The sequence below is a fragment of the Pseudomonas sp. NPDC087358 genome (assembly GCF_044900785.1).
In the GTDB taxonomy this organism is placed as follows: domain Bacteria; phylum Pseudomonadota; class Gammaproteobacteria; order Pseudomonadales; family Pseudomonadaceae; genus Aquipseudomonas.
Map to the genome: position 1 here is coordinate 199,862 of NZ_JBJDOA010000008.1, position 17,582 is coordinate 217,443.

The following is a 17,582-nucleotide window of genomic DNA, read 5'->3' on the forward strand; positions in this document are numbered from 1 at the left end:
TTTGTCAGAATGAGGTCTTGAACGTGAAAGCCAGCCATCCGCGGTCGGTACCGCCGACGTTTCCGTTACCGGCGACAGTGCCGTTGGCCAGGTTTTTCGAGCGCGCGTCGGTATCTGCATATCGCAGGCCAAACTCGTAGAGTTGTGCATAGGTGAACTTGACGCCCAGCGAGTAGGACAGCGCGCCTTCGCTACCACCACCGGCGGTGGGTGCGTTGCCGTGCAGGCCATAGTTGACGGTCAGTGGAACGTCCAGGTCCCAGGAGGGGAAGATCGAGATGTATTGCGGGGTGTAGTTGACGGCCACGGCGTAGTAGTTCTTCGATGAGCAACCATCGGATTCGCTGCCGGAACCGGCGATGCCCGGCGTTCTGCTGTTCACACAGGCGGCATTGCCGACGCCTTTGTACAACTCATCGTGCTCGGTGACGCGCAATAGATGGCTGTAAGCGAATTCGCCGACCAGCGTGCCGTTATCGGAAATGAAGTTGCGCGGAACCCCGTACACGGCGTTGGCAATGAAGTGCAGGGTATCGCCGCGCGGGCCTTCGTTGTCGACGGTGCTGACGCCGGTGGCATTGAGTGCGCCGTTCATGCGATAGGACACCTCGCTGCCTACCGCCACGGTGTCGATGACCCGGGCAAAGCTCAAGCCGGCCATTTTGACCCCGCGTGGATAGACCACGCGATAGAGGCCGGAGCTGGCTTTGATCTGCGGAGCGAGCCAGGGCTGGTAGTCGTCGAACTCGCGGTAGTAGGCGCCGAAGGTCGATTCCAGCTCCTCGACGTTGAGTTTGGCCATCACGCCCCAGTTCTTGCCGTCGCGACCGAAGCGCGAATTCTGACGCTGGAATACCGCGCCGTTGGCCGCCAGCGGCAGCCGGTCCGGGCCTTCGAACAGTGGGTCGGCGCCACCGAAATAGGTGCCGCCGTAGGGAATGCGGGTGGGTTCCCACTCATAAAAGTACTGACCGGCCACCGACAGGTGGTCGGTGACCTGCGCCTTGGCCGACACCTGGCCCACGGGCAGGAACACTTCCTTGGTTTCGATACCGGGGCTGGTCGCGGCCTTCACGCCATCGCTGGGCGCCTGGGAATAGGAAACCGAGTGCGCGCCGAACAACAGCCCTTCGCCCCAGTAGTTGGTGTGGCGACCCAGTTTGACGTTGACCGGGGTGTCGCCAATGTTGAAGTTGCGCCACACGAATGCGTCGAGAATCTCGCCCGAAGGGCCGCGCACGTAGCGTTTGACTTCACCGCTGTAATGGTCGTTCTGGTAGCTGGTGGCATAGCCTGGGACGTTACCCTTGACGTTATCGTCGTGGTAGGCCTGATCGTACCAGCCGGCCGCGCTGAGCCGCGCGCCCCAGTCGTTGAGGTAGGAGAAGTCGATTTCGGTCAACACATCCAGGCGGTTTGTCACGACATCGCCGCGATCGAACTTGCCGTCGGATTCATCGTAGTTCGGGGTGTTCATGATGCGGCTGTCCTGGCCGTCAGTGCGCAGGCCCAGGTTATAGCGCACGGTGTTGTCCCAGCGCAGGCGGTAATCAGGGTTTGGCAGATCGAACGAAGCCGCAACGGCATTCTGTGCGCATCCGATCATCAACAAGGTCATTGCACCGTGAGTCAACGCGAAGCGACCCGGGTTGGTCATCTCTCTCATACAAACTACCTTTTATTTTTATTTTCAGTCGTTTATGTGCATCCGGCCCTGCGTCTGGTGATCCGCCGTAGCGCACCCATCGCCGCATCCTGATCAGGCCGAACGGTGGGCTCCCGAGGTTCACTCCACCTCGACTTACCGTGTCTTGCTCAGCTGAATCTCAAGGTAAATGATCTTTCCGGGAAATTCCACATAAAGATTCACGTTCTCTATACAGAATATCCAGAATCGTTCAATGCAGCCCCTCCAAACCTTGCACAGCCCCTGATGAGGCGCAATACTGCACACAATATTTGTTAATGTTCAATTAAACTTTATCCATGAATGTTTCCACGCATTTCACCCGTATCAGGCGCCTGCGCCCTGCCGGGCGCGGGCTCTGGACCGCCTGGTCTGCGGCCGATGCGACATAAAACGACAAAAAGAGAGAAATTGATGAATATCGACCTGAGCGCAAAACGCGTCATTGTCACCGGTGCATCACGGGGGATCGGCCTGGCCATCGCCAGGGCCTTCGCGGCGGAAGGTGCCCGGGTGGCGATCTGCGCACGCAACCAGCAGTCGGTCAGCGAAGCCGCTCAGTTGTTGGCCGGCCAGGCGCAGGCGGTGATCGCCCGCGCCGTGGATGTCACCGACACCGTCGGCGTGCAGGCATTCGTATCCGAGGTGGTACAGGCCTGGGGCGGCGTCGATGTGCTGGTCAACAATGCCGGTCAGGGCCGCGGTGGCAACCTCGACACGCTGACTCCGGAGGCGATCCTGGAACACGCCAACGTGCTGCAGATGGGCCACTTTCGCTTTGTCCAGGCGGTAGTGCCCCATATGCGCGAGCAGCGCTGGGGACGGATCATCGAAATCAACGCACTGGCAGGTGCCATCCCCACCCCCGATGGCATTCCTTCGGTCATCAACCGTGCCTCTTGCATCGCCCTGTCAAAGACCCTGGGCATGTCACTGCCCAAGGACAATATTCTGGTCAACAGCCTGAACATGGGCTGGATCGACACCGGTCAATGGGATCGCCACTACCGCGAAATGGGCCCCGGCGTCAGCCGCGAGGAGTTCGATGCGATGGTCATGAAGGTGGTGCCGATCGGCCGCTACGGCAAGCCCGAGGATGTCGCCGGCATGGCGCTGTTCCTGGCCAGTGAATACGCCAGTTTCATCAGCGCTGCCTCCATCGACATCGCGGGCGGCATGGGTGGCCAGATCGCCTACTTCCCGCAGCTCAAGCGCGACTTCGCCGCCATGATCAAGGCGCGCAATAGCCAGCAGTCGTGATCGGCTGACAAAGACGAGCCGCCCTCCCGGGCGGCTCGCAGCGCCAATCCAGCGATCAGCCCACGGCCACCGGCACGTCCAGTTTCAGCAGCTTGATCGCGTTGACGCTGCGGATGCGCTCCCGCTCCTCACTGCTCAAGCCAAGGCCTTCGGTCAGGTCACCATGATCGTAGGCTCCGCCGAAGTTGGTGCCATACAGCAGCCGGTCGCTGCCGACCACCTCCGCCACCGCACGGCGCAGCGCCGGTGCATGCACATCCAGATCGAAATAGAAGTTGTCCATGTACTCCATCAGCGGTTTGCGGTTGCGCGAGTCCGGCGCCATCGCCCGATTCAGCTCGCTCAGGCGCCCCAGCTGGAACACCGCCATACCGCCGGCATGGGTGATGTACGTCTTGAGGTTGGGAAACACGTCCAGCGCCCCGCCGTTGATCAGGTACCAGAAGAACAGGGTTTCGTCGACGCAGTCACCGACGATCGAACTGGTCTCGAAGCGGTCCTCGGTGTGCCGTTCGCCCAGCCAGATCGACTGGTTATAGCCATGGACCATGATCGGCACGTCCAGCTGCGACAGTTTTTCCCAGACCGGAAAAAGCTTTTCATCGTGGGCCTCAAGGCCATTGAAGTTCGCCCCGCCGACGCACACGCCCTTGGCACCCAACACAGTGACCGCGCGCTCGATTTCCCGGGCCGCGCCCTGCGGATCGGCGAGGTTGGCGTGGCACCAGAAATCGAAGTGCTCAGGATCGGCCCGACAGAAGGCGGCGATCTCGTCGTTGCAGGTCTTTGCGTATTCGCTGCCGAATTCCCCGGCCCAGTACATGAAGGCATGGGATGGCGTGGAAAGCACCAGCTTGTCGACCCCGCGCTCGGCCATCAGCGCCCGGCGACTGGCATGGGTCATTCGCGCCAGCAGGTTGGCCTCCGCCTCTTCGTGGCTCGCCGCTTTCGCCGGCTGCTTGGTGCCCAGGGAAAAGTGCCCGACCGTCAGACCCTGGGTCTTCATGAAGGGCCCCCAGAATTCGTGCTGGTTGAGCATTCCCTTGGTCAGCAGGTGCGCATGGACATCGATAAGCATGGTCTTCTCCTTGTTGTTGTGCGGGTCAGCGTTGCAAAATTTCGAATCGATATGGACACTACCAGTAATTATGTTCAGCAAAACATGATCAAACCGTGCAGGCCATCATCAGGAATTGCTTGAATGCCTGCGCGGGCGCGCTGAGGTGGGCTTGCGGTTGCCAGATCAAGCCCAGCTCCATGGGCGGGATCGCATCGGACAATGGCCGGATGTCGATCTTCTTGCCTTCCAGCGACCAGGCCCGGTACAGCATGTCGGAAAGAATCGTCACCCCGAACCCATGGGCCACCAGCCCGCGCAGCGCCTCCATGGACGAGGTGCGAAACGCGACCCTGGGCGTCAACCCCAGGCTTTGCCAGTAACGGCTGGTGGAAATGTCGCCCTCATCGACGGTGGCCAGGATGTAGGCGTGCCCGGCCACGTCGGCGAGGCTGATGCTGGCGGCGTTGGCCAGCGGATGCTGGCTGGACAGCCACAAGCGCCTGGGCGAGCGGATCAGCACGTGATGGTCGAACAGGTGCAGGTGGCGGGTGTTGGAAACGATCACCAGCCCCACGTCGAGGCTGCCATCGGCCACCGCCTTTTCGATGCTGGCGCGGTCCATGTCCACCAGGTCGATCTCGATCTGCGGATAGCTGCGTTTGAACCGCGCCAGCAGCGCAGGCAGGAAATACCCCAGCACCGTGTACGAGGCGCCGACCCGCACCACTCCTTCAACGGCGTGACTGAGGAATAACGGTTCGCTCAAGGCATCCTGCAGGGTCTCCAGAATATGCCGCGCATGCTGCACGAACTTATGCCCCTCAGCGGTCAGCGTGACCCCGTGGGGCAGCCGATCGAACAGGCTGACCCCCAGCACCTCCTCCAGCTGCAGCACGGCGGCGGTGACCGCCGATTGCGAAACATGGACCTTGAGCGCCGCCTGGGAAAACTGCCCGGCATCGGCTGCGGCCACGAAGTAGCGCAGCTGACGCAATGAAATGTCGTTGCTCTTGGCCATTGCCGCCCCGCTAGCTGGTCAGCGAGCAATCTTCGCCACGATCTTGGCATGCGGTCCGGCCACCTGCGCGGCCCAGGCCTGGGACGCCTGATCCAGCGTGTAGTCGGCGTAATCGACCTGGATCTGCTGTTCACCAGCGGTGCGCAACAACCGTTGCCAGATCTGCTGCCGATCGGCTGGCGGACGCTGGCCGGTACCGATACAGGACAGATTGCGGAACAACAGGTCGGCGATGTCCAGCTCGATCTTGCGCCCGGCGCCGGTGCCGATGGTCATGATCCGCGCCCCCCAGTTGGTCGCCTTGAGCGATGACAACAGCGGCTGGCCGCAGACCAGATCAAGCACCACATCAAAACCGCCGTCCGCTGCGTCCTTCAACGCGGCGGTGTCCTCTTCACCGCCCAGGCACACCACTTCATCGGCAAACCCGCGCGCCTTCAAACCGGCCAGCGCCTGTTGCGAACGTGCCGCGCCGACCACCCTCCCGGCGCCCAGAGAACGCGCCAGTTGCAGTGCGATCAGCCCCAGGGTGCCGGTGGCGCCAAGGATCAGGACCTTTTCACCCTTCTGAATCTTTGCCAGTTCCAGCGGCACCACCGCCCCGGTGGCGGCGATGCCCATGCTGATCGCGGTGCGGTCATCGACATCGTCAGGGACTTCCCAGACTTCTTCACGCGGCACCAGTGTGCGTTCGGCCCAGGCGCCGAAGGGCTGAACCGAGCGCTCACCGAAATACACCCGGCGCCCCTCTGCCGTGCGGCCTACGCCTTCGCCGCGGATCACGCAGGGATAACTGACCCCCAGGCGATAGGCGCCCAGCACATCCCAGCCACCCAGGCCTGCGGTATCGACATCGATCAACACCGAGCCTTCAGTGGCCTGGGGTTCAGCGAACTCTTCAACCACCGGCGGGGCATTACGTTCGTGGATGACAGCGGCGCGCATGGCGGACTCCTTGTAGTTATTGTGGTCTGCTTCGACTGAGCGCAATAATAGAACAGATATTTGAATTGTGTTCCATATCTGTGATGACAATCTCTCACCATTGATCCAGTGGCAGGCACCGACGCGGCGGGCCAGGTATCTGATTTTCCAATACCGGCGCGCCATATTTGTGATTTTACGATGCAAAGGCCGCTACCTAGACTCGGTAGCCATAACAGCTGTGCCGGGTCTTGCTGCCCAGGCACGCATACAACAGCCTGGAGACCGCGCCATGTCCGCCACCCCTTCCCTGGAAGACAAATACGTCCAGCTCAACGGCAAAGTGCTGCTGGCCGGCATTCAGGCGCTGGTTCGCCTGCCGCTGATGCAGCGTCAACGTGACCTGGCCAACGGGCTCAACACCGCGGGGTTCATTTCCGGTTATCGCGGCTCGCCACTGGGAGGCTTCGACCAGGCCCTGTGGAAGGCCCGCGATCACCTCAAGGCCCATCACACGGTGTTCAATCCCGGGGTCAACGAGGACCTGGCGGCGACCTCGGTCTGGGGCACCCAGCAAGTCAACATTTTCGAGGGCGCCACCTACGACGGCGTGTTCGGCATGTGGTATGGCAAGGGGCCCGGGGTGGATCGCTGCGGCGATGTGTTCCGCCATGCCAACGCTGCCGGGACCTCTAAGTTCGGCGGTGTGCTGGCCATCGCCGGGGACGACCATGGGGCCCGCAGCTCGTCGCTGCCGCACCAGACCGAGCACATTTTCAAAGCCGTGATGATTCCGGTGCTGGCGCCCTCCGGGGTCCAGGAATACCTGGACTATGGCCTGCATGGCTGGGCCATGTCGCGCTACTCCGGCTGCTGGGTCGCGCTCAAGGCGGTGGCCGATACGGTGGAGAGCGCGGCCATCGTCGACCTCGATCCGGACCGCGTGCAGCCGCTGATCCCGGACATTGCGCTGCCTGAAGGCGGGCTGAACATTCGCTGGCCCGACCCGCCCCTGGCCCAGGAAAAGCGCCTGCTGGAGCACAAACTGTATGCCGCGCTGGCCTACGCCCGCCTGAACCGGCTGGACCGGGTGACGCTTGATTCCCCCAAGGCGCGAATCGGTATCGTCACCTCCGGCAAGTCGTATCTGGACGTCTGCCAGGCGCTGGAGATCCTTGGCATCGATGAGCAGCTGGCGCAACAGATCGGCTTGCGCGTCTATAAGGTCGGGATGATCTGGCCGCTGGATGCCGAAGGGGTCCGGCAATTTGCCGAGGGCCTTGAAGAAATCGTCGTGGTCGAGGAGAAACGCCACCTGCTGGAATACCAGCTCAAGGAAGAACTGTACAACTGGCGCGAAGACGTACGCCCGCGCATTGTCGGCAAATTCGACGACAAGGGTGAATGGAGCCTGCCGCACACCGGCTGGCTGCTGCCTGCGATCGGCGAGCTGACCCCGGCGCAGATCGCCCGGGCCCTGGCGCGGCGTATTCTGCGGGTGCACCAGAGCGGTCCGTTGCAGGTGCGTCTGGCGGTGCTGGATGCGCAGTTACTGGCCTGCAGCTCACCGGCCAACCTGATGGAGCGCGTGCCGCACTACTGCTCCGGTTGCCCGCACAACACCTCGACCAAGGTCCCCGAAGGCAGCCGCGCACTGGCCGGCATCGGCTGCCACTACATGGCGGCCTGGATCTACCCCGAGACCCAGACCTTCAGCCAGATGGGCGGCGAAGGCGTGGCCTGGATCGGCCAGGCGCCTTTCACCCAGACCCGCCACGTCTTCGCCAACCTTGGCGACGGCACCTATTTCCATTCCGGCTTGTTGGCCATTCGTGCCTCCGTCGCGGCCAAGGTGCCGATTACCTACAAGATCCTCTATAACGATGCGGTGGCCATGACCGGCGGACAACCGGTCGACGGCACCATCAGCGTCGCGCAGATCAGCCGCCAGCTCGCCGCCGAAGGGGTGCGGCGGATCATCATCGTGACCGACGAGCCCGAGCGCTACGAACACATCACCGACCTGGCGCCGGACGTGCCGGTCTATCGTCGTGAGCGCATGGAGGAGCTGCAGCAAGCGCTGCGGGAATACCCCGACGTCTCAGCGTTGATCTATGACCAGACCTGCGCCGCCGAGAAACGCCGACGGCGCAAACGCGGCAAATTTGCCGATCCGGCCCGCCGGGTGGTGATCAACCCTTCGGTGTGTGAAGGCTGTGGCGATTGCAGCAGCCAGTCCAATTGCATGTCGGTGGTGCCGGTGGACACCGAGTACGGCCGCAAGCGCGAGATCGATCAATCGTCCTGCAACAAGGACTTCACCTGCCTGTCCGGGTTTTGCCCCAGCTTCGTCACCGTTGAAGGCGGCAAGCTGCGCAAACCCAAGGCCCTGGCGCAGAACGCCGAAGATCACTGGGAGCTGCCCGCCCCCGCCCTGCGCACGCTGGATGAGCCGTGCAGCATTCTGGTGACCGGGGTCGGTGGCACCGGCGTCGTGACCATCGGCGCGTTGCTTGGCATGGCGGCGTTCATCGAAGGCAAAGGCGTGTTGAACCTGGACATGGCCGGCATGGCGCAGAAAGGCGGCGCGGTGTGGTCGCACATTCGCATTGCCGCCGATCAGCAACAGTTGTATGCGCCGCGCATCGCCGAGGGTGAGGCCAGCCTGTTGCTGGGCTGCGATCTGGTGGTCAGCGCCAACGCCGAAACCCTGGCCAAACTGCGCCACGGGGTGACCCATGCCGTCATCAACTGCGAGCAAAGCCAGACCAGCGCCTTCGTCCGTACTTTCGCCAGGCAGGCGCAGAGCGGTGATCTGCTCCAGCATCCCGACCCGCAATTCCGCAGCCCCGGCATGTCGCAGCAGATCAACGAAGCGGTCGGCGAACAGCAAGCCTGTTTCATCGATGCCAGCCGGATCGCCACCGCCTTGATGGGCGACTCCATCGCCACCAACACTTTCATGCTCGGTTTCGCCTGGCAGCAAGGCTGGTTGCCTGTGGGGGAAGCGGCGCTGATGCAGGCCATCGAGCTCAATGGCACGGCGGTGGAATTCAATCGCATGGCGTTCCTCTGGGGGCGTCGCGCAGCGGTCGATCTGCCACGCCTGCAGGCGCGGATCGATGCGCAGAAGGTGCAAGCCGGCGACCGCCAGCTATCCGAGAACCTGGAACAGCGCATCAGCCGTCGCGTGGCATTTCTTACCAGTTACCAGGACGCCTCCTACGCTGAGCGGTACAGGCGCCAGGTCGAGGCGTTCAGCCAGGCCGAAACGGAGCTCAAGGGCCAGCCGGGGGCGCTGACCGAAGCAGTGGCGCGCTACTACTTCAAGGTGCTGGCGATCAAGGACGAGTACGAGGTGGCGCGTCTTTACACTGATGGGGAGTTCCTCCGCCAGGTCCAGGCCGGTTTCGAAGGCGACTACCGCATGCGCTTCCACCTGGCGCCACCCCTGCTCAAGCATGCCGAAGATGGCGTGGCCCCGAGCAAGAGCAGTTACGGACCATGGATGCTCACCGGCTTCAAGGTCCTGGCAAAATTGCGCCGTGTGCGCAACACCTGGCTCGATCCCTTTGCCCGGACCCATGAGCGCAGGATCGAACTGCAATGGCTGGCCGATTACGAGCGGCTGCTGGGCATGCTGTTGAAGAGCTTGAATGCCGATAACCTGCCTCTGGCGATCTCCCTGGCCGAGCTGCCTGATGCCGTACGCGGCTATGGCCCGGTCAAGGAACGCTATCTGCTCAACGCTCGGCAGCGGCTGGCGGCGTTGCTTGAGCAATGGCACGGCAATGCGGTGTTCACCGATGCGAGCAGACCCGCCGCATCTCGGATCAGCGTCACTCAAGTTTGAGCCACCGCCCGGGGCTCGTCACGGCGAGCCCCGGCCACGCGCAACTTCCTGTCGAGGTGTAGACCATGCATGCGTTGCTTTCGCTGGACCCCGCACCACCGGTTGGCCTGGCGTCACCCCGTGAGCACATCCGTCAGGTCGCCTTGCAGATGTTCGTCGAGCTGGGCTTTCACGCCGTCAGTCTGCGGCAGTTGGCAGGCGCGGTGGGGATGCAGGCGGGCTCGCTGTACAACCACATCGAAAGCAAGGATGCGCTGCTGTTCGAGCTGATCGAGGCGTACGAAAGCGATCTGTGCCAAGCGCTGCCGAGCGGGAGTGCGGTCGAGCGCGATCCGTTGAAAGCGCTCAATACCTTCATTCGCACTCACGTGACCTTCACCGATGCCCAACGCCAGCGCTGGTTGCTGGCACGCCTGGAATATCGCTGCCTGGCGCCCGCCCACCAAGCGCCGATCCTGGCGCTGCGCGATCAAGTGGCAGCGCGCCTGGCGTACATCCTCAAGGCGGGTATCGAGCAACATCGATTTGCCAGGGTGTCGGTCAGCGCGATGGTCCCCTGCATGCTGGCGATGCTCAACGAAATCAGCAGCTGGCACAGCCCAGGCTCGACGCTATCGCTCGGCGCCAGCATCGGCCTGCACACGCAGATGATCCACGCAGTGCTGCAGCCACAAAGCACGCCACCTGAGCAACCGATGTCGCCAAACCTTGAACAGGCCGCCAGCACCGGTCCGCGATGATTTGGGCTGAACGCGGCCAACGCCAGTCTGTCGGATTAACCAAACCGCCACGGCCATGCTGCGGTCAATTCTGCATGCGGGTGTGGGGCAACAAGTCCGTGTGCGCGCCGGGCACACGCATCACTGCCCAGCGCTACGCCTGATCGCGAGGGTCACCCATGGTTGATGTCGTCATTCCATCTGCAACGAACAGCATCCAGCCGCCGGGGTTGGCGGGCAGCGCATGAAGGTAATCACCCTGGTGCACGGCCGCAGCAACCACCTGGCGAATCTGATCCAGGGCCTGGAGGGTTCCAGCCTCCTCCCGCAGGGGTTGTGGATCGTGCACATGAATGAGCCACCTGGCGCATTCACCAGCCACCTGTTTCCCATCACAACCCTGCATCTGGATGAGGCTGGCGGCTTGCCACTGGCCAAGGCGCGCAACAGCGTGCGCGCGATTGACCCTGATGGGCCCTGGGTTTTTCTCGACGTGGATTGCATTCCCGCACACGACTTGCTGGCGCATTACCGCGACGGGCTGCAGGCGCAACCCGATGCGCTGCACATGGGCCAGGTTCGTTACCTGCCCCAGGGCGCCAACCGTCCGGGCTGGAACGAAGCGGCACTCTATGCGCAGGGCGTCGAGCACCCGCTGGCGAGGTTTCGCGCAGGACCGGGCAGCAGCCTGCCCCACCACCTGTTCTGGTCACTGAACTTTGCCTGTAACGGCCGTACCTTCGCCCGCATTGGCGGGTTCGATGAGGATTACCAGGGGTATGGCGGCGAAGATACCGACTTCGCTTTCCGGGCGCGGCAGGTGGGCGTGGGCCTGCTCGACAATTCGGCGATGACGTTTCATCAGTACCACCCCACTTACGATCCGCCGTTGAACCATTTCGTCGACATCGTTGCCAATGCGCAACGCTTCCACCGCCGCTGGGGTGTATGGCCCATGGAGGGCTGGTTACGCGCATTCCACGAACAGGGCCTGCTGCACTGGGGCGAGGAACACCTCGAAATCATTCAGGCGCCGTCTGCCGAACGGGTGGCGCAGGCGCTCAACCCTGATCGCCTGGGCTTCTGATCACCCGCGCCAGCGTGCTTTCGATGAGCCGAGCCGCTTGTGCTGCGGCGCCCACGTCGGCCCAACCACGCCAGCGAACAGGGTCGAGCGCAAGCGCTGCGTCGAACAAGGCAGGCCACAATGGCGCTGCCGGCCAGCCATGCTCCAGCCCTATGGCCAGGTTCAATTCATTCAAGCGCCGGGCCTGCAGCCGTTGCTCATCAAAAGGGCGTTCTTCGGCCACGGCAATGTAGCGACAACCGAGCGATGCAGCTTCACCGACCAGGCTATCGCTGGCGCTGCCGACCACAATCTGTGCGCTGCGCATCTCATGTTGCGGGTCGCTCAGGTGCCCGAGCCAGTGCAAGTTGGCCATTGCTGTACCAGGTGCCAGCCCACCGGCGACGCGAAATTGCCGCTCGGGGCATTGCCGCGCGACGGCTTCGATCAGTGCAGCCGACAGACCCGTACCGCCCTGCCCGGTGATGATCAACACCTGGCCGGGTTGCGGCGCAGCACAAGGCGCGCCGGCAAATCGCGAGAGCCAGCCGCTGTAGGTGGTCTTGGCGCGCAGCCATTGCGCCGTGCCGGGCGCTTCCATCGCTGGCGGATAAGGCGCCAGCAGTGCGCTGGCGCTGTCGTAGGCCTGGCGGTGAGCAGCATCGTCACGCAAGCCATGCTGGCGCACATAGACAACCGGCACCGCGCACAGCCGCGCGAACAACGCGACCTCCACCGACACATCGACCACCAGCAGGCAGGGCCAGTGTTCGCCGAACCATTGAGCGAGCATCGCCATGCGCTGGCGCACGCCTTCCACCGCCAAGGGTGCGTAGTGCAACACGTCAAACCGTTCGACGAGCATGCCCTGCGCCGTATCCCCTGGCAGTTGCAACCTGTGCACGCCAGCCGGCAGGTGCTCGGGCAATCGCGAGCCGATCAGCGTCACCGGCACGCGCAATGCCTGAGCAATGTGCGCGGCACGCACGCCATGGCCGGCGCCGTGATGGTGGACGTAGTAGCCGACCTGCGGCTCAGGCATGTTGCGCGGCCACGTCGCCAAGCAAGGCCTGGTAACGGTCCAGCATCAGGCTCTGACTCCACAGGGCTTCGGCGCGGGCACGGCAGGCGAGTCGCGATTTGCCGCGCGCCAGCGCTATGGCGGCGGCAAGCGCTTTCACGTCATTGGGCGGCACCAGGCAACCGACTTCGTCGCTGATCAGGTCGCGCATCGCCCCGCGATCAAATGCGGCCACCGGCGTGCCACAGGCCAGCGCCTCGGCGACCACCAGGCCGAAGGGCTCCTCCCAGCAAGGGGTCACCAGGGCCACGGCGGCGCTCGCCAGTTCGGCTGCCAGCTCGCCGCGCTGCAAGTGGCCAAGGTACTCGACACCCGGACCCAGCCTGGGCTCGATCTGCTGCCTGAAGTACTCATCGTCCACCACCTGCCCCGCCAGCCGCAGGGTCACGCCGGCCAGGCGGGCGGCGTCGATCGCCAGATGCGCCCCCTTGTCCGGCACCAACCGACCAAACCACAGCGCGTGTTCACCCACGTTGGCGACGGGGTGCCAACTGTGCAGATCGATACCGTTGGGGATCACTGTGCACTGCGGCACCAGGTCGCTCCACTTGCGTGCGTTGGCCGCCGACAAGGTGCTGAACCGACCGCTCTGGCGATCGCCGCGCAACGCATGGCTCATCTCGAAGAACGGCGGCGTGTGCAGCACCGTGAGCATCGGCGTGCGAATCAGTGAGGCCATGGTCACCGGCACGTAATGCAGGCTGTTGTTGAAGATCACATCGAAGCCGTGATCGTCGATGCCCTGCATGAGTTTTAGATAGGCATGGTGTTCGGCAATGTAGGCGCTGCTCAGGCTGGCGTGGCGACACAGGTCTTCATCCGGCATCGCTACCGCCGCAAGTTCCGCAGCGCTGCCTGCCTTGGCGAAGAGGGTCACGGCGTGGCCGCGTGCACGCAAGCCCAGGGTTACGTCATGGGTAAATGACTCCAGCCCGCCCGCAAACGGCTGGCACACCGCAAACCTGATATGGGTGAGCACGCCGATGCGCAGCGGCTGATGCACGCCTGTGAACGGGGGTCGGGGAGTCGTTTCCTGGTAGCTGCGCCACATGCCTTGCCTCCTTCTGGTTACTCATTCAGGCGGCGGGGAACGGCAATGGTTCCGCGTAGATACCGCAGCGTTATTTTTTCGTGCGATGGGCGAGGTGCGGATACGCGGGCTCGAACGCGGTACCGGCAGCGCTACAACCCAGTGTCAAAGACGCCGCGGGTGTTCTGCACGCGACACACGCCGTCCGGCACAGGCAGCAGTCTTCAAGGGCGGCGCTGGGGCGGCAGCATGCGCTCCAGCATGCCATCGCGGCGGATCGCCACATGCCAGACAGTCGCTGCGACATGCAGCACGATCAGCCCATAGACTGCGAACTGACAGCCTACATGCACGGTATCGGCGAACATCCCCAGAGGCTCATTGTGGGCAAACCCGGGCAAGGCAATCACTCTGAAAAACGGCACATCCTGACCATTGCCCGCCATCAGGTAGCCGGTCACCGGCATCACCAGCAGCACGGCATACAGCAACCCATGATTGATCCCGGCCAACACCGCCGTCACCCGGCCGGTGCCAGGTGGATAAGCCGGCGAGCGATGGCGCCAGCGCCAGGTCAGGCGCACCAGCACCAGCAACAACACGCTGATGCCCATGGATTCATGGGCCATATACCAGAACACCCGAACCGGACCCGGCGGAAAATTCTCCGCGACCCAGACAAAAGGCAACAGCAGGCACAACGCTGCGACGGTCAGCCAGTGCAAAGCCTGAGCGACCCCGGTGTATCGCTCCATGGAAACCCTCGCCCCCCTCGATGACGGTTGTCAGGCCTGAAGGTTAGCTCATGTGGCGAACCAGGCAGTGGTCACGGAGCTATTAGCCTTCTGCGCAGCACATACCTGCGTGGAAAGTTCGGCCATTAGATCGCCACTAGGGAGCACTCACGCAATGCGTTCATCGGAGCAGATTGGAATGAGGCAGAGCGGGCTTTCCAGGTAGCCCAGAACAGCACTGGCCGGGGCTTGCCATCGGCAATGTCATGGCTTGGCCGTCAAGCACCTGTTTCGGTGATGGGTGTCGGTGTATTACGGATGGACGAGATCCCGGCACTCAGGCCTGGACTCGACCACCAGGATCATTGTCATGACCGACTCTATTACGCCTTACCAGATACCGCATTGGGTGCCCGGCGAAATCCTCGGTAGCAGCGACACACTGGATTGGAGCGATGTGATCCAGCGCTCCTATCGACTGAGTGCGGCGGACGTCTGCGTACCTCCCGTAGATCATTTCGCAATCATGCTGCAATGCTCCAAACCTGCAGAGTTGCAGCGCCGAACCGGGAGCAAATGGGTTCGCAGTCGTTATGCCCCCGATGATGTCTCACTGTTGTCGGTCGCCCGGCAATCCCACTGGCGCTGGCTCGACGATTTGCACGTTTCACATGTTTATCTAAGCCGCAATCTGCTCACCCGAGTGGCCGAGGAGATCGCCGGGCGCAGCGTCACTGATGTCGTCCTGCACGACATCCTGGTGACGACAGACCCATTACTGGCAAGGCTGGTCAATGCCATTACCGCCGAGGCGGCGGCACCAGCTCTTGGCGGCAGTGTCTACGTCGACGCACTGGCAACCCAGATGGCCGTGCACCTGCTGCGCCGCTACTCCACGCTGCAATATCGGCAAATGACGCCGCAGCCCAAGCTTGATGGTTCACGCCTGCGCGAGCTACAGGCGTTCATGGAGGAGCACTTGCATGATGCACTGTCCGTTACCCGCCTGGCAGAGCAGGTCGGTATGGGCAGCTGGACTTTTTCCCGAGCGTTCAAGCAAGCAACCGGCTGTCCCGCGCATCAGTACATCATCGGCGCGAGGATCAAGCGCGCCAAGCGCCTTCTGGCAGATCCGACCCTGGTCTTGAGTGATATCGCCGCGCAGTGTGGTTTCTCCGACCAGGCGCACATGACTCGCCTGCTTAAAGCCAGTCTGGGTGTCACCCCCCGCCAATTACGCAACCGCCCCGACTGTGCCATAGACCAACCTTCAGGCGATTCACTGTCGCTCTGACCGCAGTCAACGAGCCACCGGATTATTCAAAAGGCCCCACTGATTCCTTCAATACGCCTCCCTCCCCGGCTCTGTAGCGTGGCTGATAACGGATTGTCAGTCGCCCGCGCGCAAGACGCAGGTCACTGACACTTCGCCGATTATAAAAATAAAACTGGAGGCCCTATGACCAACGCCGCAGCTACTCCCCGCCCTGCCGCCGTACACAGTCCCGAGCGTTTTGACGCCGTCATCATTGGTGCCGGTATCGGCGGCCTGTACCAGTTGTATCGCCTGCGTGAAGCCGGGCTCAAGGTTATCGCCATCGACGCCGGAACAGGTGTCGGCGGGACCTGGTACTGGAATCGCTATCCAGGCGCGCGCGTCGACTCGCCCAGTCACGTCTATCAGTATTGGTTCAGCGAAGCACTCAACAATGCCTGGGACTGGAGCGAACGGTTTCCCGCACAGCCTGAAACCGAGCGTTACCTGAACTTCGTCGCGGATCGTTATGAGCTGCGCAAGGACATCCGGTTTTCTACCCGCGTGCTCGCGTGTGATTTCGACGAGATCGCGCAGCGCTGGCAGATCACGACCGACCACGGCCAAACGCTGGACGCCAAGTATCTGATTTCCTGCGCCGGCACGCTGTCGACCCCCCTGAAAAACCTGTTCCAGGGGGAAGAGTCGTTTCAAGGCGAGGTCTACCACACCGCCCGCTGGCCCAAACAGCCTGTGGACTTCACCGGCAAACGTGTTGGCGTCGTCGGCACGGGGGCCACGGGTATTCAGGTGATCCAGACCATCGCGCCTCAAGTGAAGACGCTGACGGTGTTCCAACGCACCGCGCCCTACACCATTCCCATGCGCAATCAGCGCTATAACGATGACGACCGCGCCCGACTCAAGGCTCGCTTTCACGAAATAAAGGCGCAGACGCGTAACAGTTTTGTCGGTTTCGACTTCGATTTCAGCTATGGCAGTTATCACGATGCGAGCGCACACGACCGACGGGAAATCCTGGAAATGCTGTGGGACGATGGCTCACTTGCGCTGTGGGCCGGCTCCTATGGCGAAATATTTACCGACGAGGCCGTCAACCGTGAAGTGTCTGCTTTTGTCCGGCAGAAGATGAGCGAACGGATCAAGGACAAGGACCTGATCAGGCAGCTGGTGCCGACCGACTACGGCTTCGGAACCCGGCGCGTGCCGCTGGACACCGGTTATCTGGAAACCTTCCTGCGCCCGAATGTCGACATCGTCGACATCAAAAGCGCGCCCATCGAGCGGATCGTCGGCAACGGCGTGCAGACTGCGGACGGCAAAATCCACGAATTGGACGTGCTGATCCTCGCCACCGGTTTTGACGCATCGACCGGCGCCCTGACTCAGATCGATATCCGCGGCAAAAACAGCCAACTGCTGCGCGATGAATGGTCCAAGGACCTGAGAACCACCCTGGGACTGATGGTGCACAAATTCCCCAATCTGTTCCTCACCGCTGCGCCGCTCTCACCTGGAGCAGCCCTGTGCAACGCCCCCACCTGTCTGCAGCATCAGGTCGAGTGGATCACCGACTGCATCATGTTCCTGGAAACCCACCGGCGCGCATCGATCGAACCGACCCTGGACCAGCAGGACCAATGGGTCGCCCACCATGACGAGATGGCCTCGACCTCGCTATTGGCCAAAACCCGCTCCTGGTACACGGGCGCCAACGTGGACGGTAAACCGAAGCGGCTGCTGGCCTATGCCGGAGGTGTGAACGTCTACCGCGAACAGTGCGAAGCGGTTGCGGCGAAGTCCTACGCGGACTTTTGCATCAACTGATCCGAGCGCCGGCCTTGGCGCCGGCGTTTCTTCGCTGCTCTCCCGAT

The 17,582-nt window shown here is 62.6% G+C and carries 13 protein-coding genes; 6 read left to right on the plus strand and 7 right to left on the minus strand.

All coding sequences use genetic code 11. The features are described from left to right. Positions 1–4: 4 nt before the first annotated feature. Complete coding sequence (locus ACI2KS_RS19730; protein ID WP_404622673.1) at positions 5–1,666, minus strand: DUF1302 domain-containing protein; 1,662 nt, start codon at positions 1,664–1,666, stop codon at positions 5–7. A gap of 435 nt (positions 1,667–2,101) precedes the next feature. On the opposite strand from ACI2KS_RS19730, the gene ACI2KS_RS19735 reads away from it, so the two are divergent. Further along, positions 2,102–2,947 carry an SDR family oxidoreductase gene (locus ACI2KS_RS19735; RefSeq protein WP_404622674.1) on the plus strand — a complete coding sequence of 282 codons (846 nt, stop codon included), beginning with the start codon at positions 2,102–2,104 and terminating at the stop codon, positions 2,945–2,947. Positions 2,948–3,002: 55 nt separating this feature from the next. Here ACI2KS_RS19735 and ACI2KS_RS19740 read toward each other — a convergent pair whose 3' ends face one another. The 3 genes from ACI2KS_RS19740 to ACI2KS_RS19750 form a co-directional block, all read right to left on the minus strand. Next, positions 3,003–4,025, minus strand: coding sequence for an amidohydrolase family protein (locus ACI2KS_RS19740; protein ID WP_404622675.1), 1,023 nt, complete (start codon positions 4,023–4,025; stop codon positions 3,003–3,005). Between the two features lie 88 nt (positions 4,026–4,113). Next, complete coding sequence (locus ACI2KS_RS19745) at positions 4,114–5,025, minus strand: LysR family transcriptional regulator (RefSeq protein ID WP_404622676.1); 912 nt, start codon at positions 5,023–5,025, stop codon at positions 4,114–4,116. An 18-nt stretch (positions 5,026–5,043) separates the two neighbouring features. Further along, the gene (locus tag ACI2KS_RS19750) at positions 5,044–5,970 is read right to left on the minus strand and encodes a zinc-binding alcohol dehydrogenase family protein (RefSeq protein WP_404622677.1); all 927 of its coding nucleotides are present in this window, start codon (positions 5,968–5,970) and stop codon (positions 5,044–5,046) included. A 271-nt stretch (positions 5,971–6,241) separates the two neighbouring features. Between ACI2KS_RS19750 and ACI2KS_RS19755 the strand changes: the two genes are divergently transcribed. The 3 genes from ACI2KS_RS19755 (at position 6,242) to ACI2KS_RS19765 (ending at position 11,608) form a co-directional block, all read left to right on the plus strand. Beyond that, a complete protein-coding gene (locus tag ACI2KS_RS19755) occupies positions 6,242–9,802 on the plus strand; it encodes an indolepyruvate ferredoxin oxidoreductase family protein (protein ID WP_404622678.1) in 3,561 nt (1,186 codons plus the stop codon). Between the two features lie 65 nt (positions 9,803–9,867). Further along, positions 9,868–10,542: a TetR/AcrR family transcriptional regulator gene (locus ACI2KS_RS19760; RefSeq protein WP_404622679.1), complete on the plus strand. Its 675-nt coding sequence runs from the start codon at positions 9,868–9,870 to the stop codon at positions 10,540–10,542. A gap of 223 nt (positions 10,543–10,765) precedes the next feature. Continuing rightward, on the plus strand, positions 10,766–11,608 hold the full coding sequence (locus tag ACI2KS_RS19765) for a glycosyltransferase family 2 protein (RefSeq protein WP_404622680.1): 843 nt from the start codon (positions 10,766–10,768) through the stop codon (positions 11,606–11,608). On the opposite strand, the gene ACI2KS_RS19770 is transcribed toward ACI2KS_RS19765, so the two are convergent. The 3 genes from ACI2KS_RS19770 to ACI2KS_RS19780 all read right to left on the minus strand — a co-directional run bounded on the left by ACI2KS_RS19770 (position 11,583) and on the right by ACI2KS_RS19780 (position 14,453). After that, positions 11,583–12,629, minus strand: coding sequence for a hypothetical protein (locus ACI2KS_RS19770; protein ID WP_404622681.1), 1,047 nt, complete (start codon positions 12,627–12,629; stop codon positions 11,583–11,585). The genes ACI2KS_RS19765 and ACI2KS_RS19770 overlap by 26 nt on opposite strands. After that, positions 12,622–13,719, minus strand: a complete 1,098-nt coding sequence (locus ACI2KS_RS19775) for a glycosyltransferase (protein WP_404622682.1) — start codon at positions 13,717–13,719, stop codon at positions 12,622–12,624. The genes ACI2KS_RS19770 and ACI2KS_RS19775 overlap by 8 nt, the downstream gene beginning before the upstream one ends. Positions 13,720–13,922: 203 nt before the next feature. After that, positions 13,923–14,453: a cytochrome b gene (locus ACI2KS_RS19780; protein WP_404622683.1), complete on the minus strand. Its 531-nt coding sequence runs from the start codon at positions 14,451–14,453 to the stop codon at positions 13,923–13,925. 388 nt (positions 14,454–14,841) lie between these two features. On the opposite strand from ACI2KS_RS19780, the gene ACI2KS_RS19785 reads away from it, so the two are divergent. Next, complete coding sequence (locus tag ACI2KS_RS19785; protein ID WP_404622684.1) at positions 14,842–15,726, plus strand: helix-turn-helix domain-containing protein; 885 nt, start codon at positions 14,842–14,844, stop codon at positions 15,724–15,726. Between the two features lie 165 nt (positions 15,727–15,891). After that, positions 15,892–17,535, plus strand: coding sequence for a flavin-containing monooxygenase (locus ACI2KS_RS19790; protein ID WP_404622685.1), 1,644 nt, complete (start codon positions 15,892–15,894; stop codon positions 17,533–17,535). The last annotated feature ends 47 nt before the right edge of the window (positions 17,536–17,582 follow it).

Coding starts and splice junctions, on each gene's coding strand:
- ACI2KS_RS19730 (WP_404622673.1), bottom strand. CDS start 1,666: ATGAGAGAGATGACCAACCCGGGTCGCTTCGCGTTGACTCACGGTGCA.
- ACI2KS_RS19735 (WP_404622674.1), top strand. CDS start 2,102: ATGAATATCGACCTGAGCGCAAAACGCGTCATTGTCACCGGTGCATCA.
- ACI2KS_RS19740 (WP_404622675.1), bottom strand. CDS start 4,025: ATGCTTATCGATGTCCATGCGCACCTGCTGACCAAGGGAATGCTCAAC.
- ACI2KS_RS19745 (WP_404622676.1), bottom strand. CDS start 5,025: ATGGCCAAGAGCAACGACATTTCATTGCGTCAGCTGCGCTACTTCGTG.
- ACI2KS_RS19750 (WP_404622677.1), bottom strand. CDS start 5,970: ATGCGCGCCGCTGTCATCCACGAACGTAATGCCCCGCCGGTGGTTGAA.
- ACI2KS_RS19755 (WP_404622678.1), top strand. CDS start 6,242: ATGTCCGCCACCCCTTCCCTGGAAGACAAATACGTCCAGCTCAACGGC.
- ACI2KS_RS19760 (WP_404622679.1), top strand. CDS start 9,868: ATGCATGCGTTGCTTTCGCTGGACCCCGCACCACCGGTTGGCCTGGCG.
- ACI2KS_RS19765 (WP_404622680.1), top strand. CDS start 10,766: ATGAAGGTAATCACCCTGGTGCACGGCCGCAGCAACCACCTGGCGAAT.
- ACI2KS_RS19770 (WP_404622681.1), bottom strand. CDS start 12,629: ATGCCTGAGCCGCAGGTCGGCTACTACGTCCACCATCACGGCGCCGGC.
- ACI2KS_RS19775 (WP_404622682.1), bottom strand. CDS start 13,719: ATGTGGCGCAGCTACCAGGAAACGACTCCCCGACCCCCGTTCACAGGC.
- ACI2KS_RS19780 (WP_404622683.1), bottom strand. CDS start 14,453: ATGGAGCGATACACCGGGGTCGCTCAGGCTTTGCACTGGCTGACCGTC.
- ACI2KS_RS19790 (WP_404622685.1), top strand. CDS start 15,892: ATGACCAACGCCGCAGCTACTCCCCGCCCTGCCGCCGTACACAGTCCC.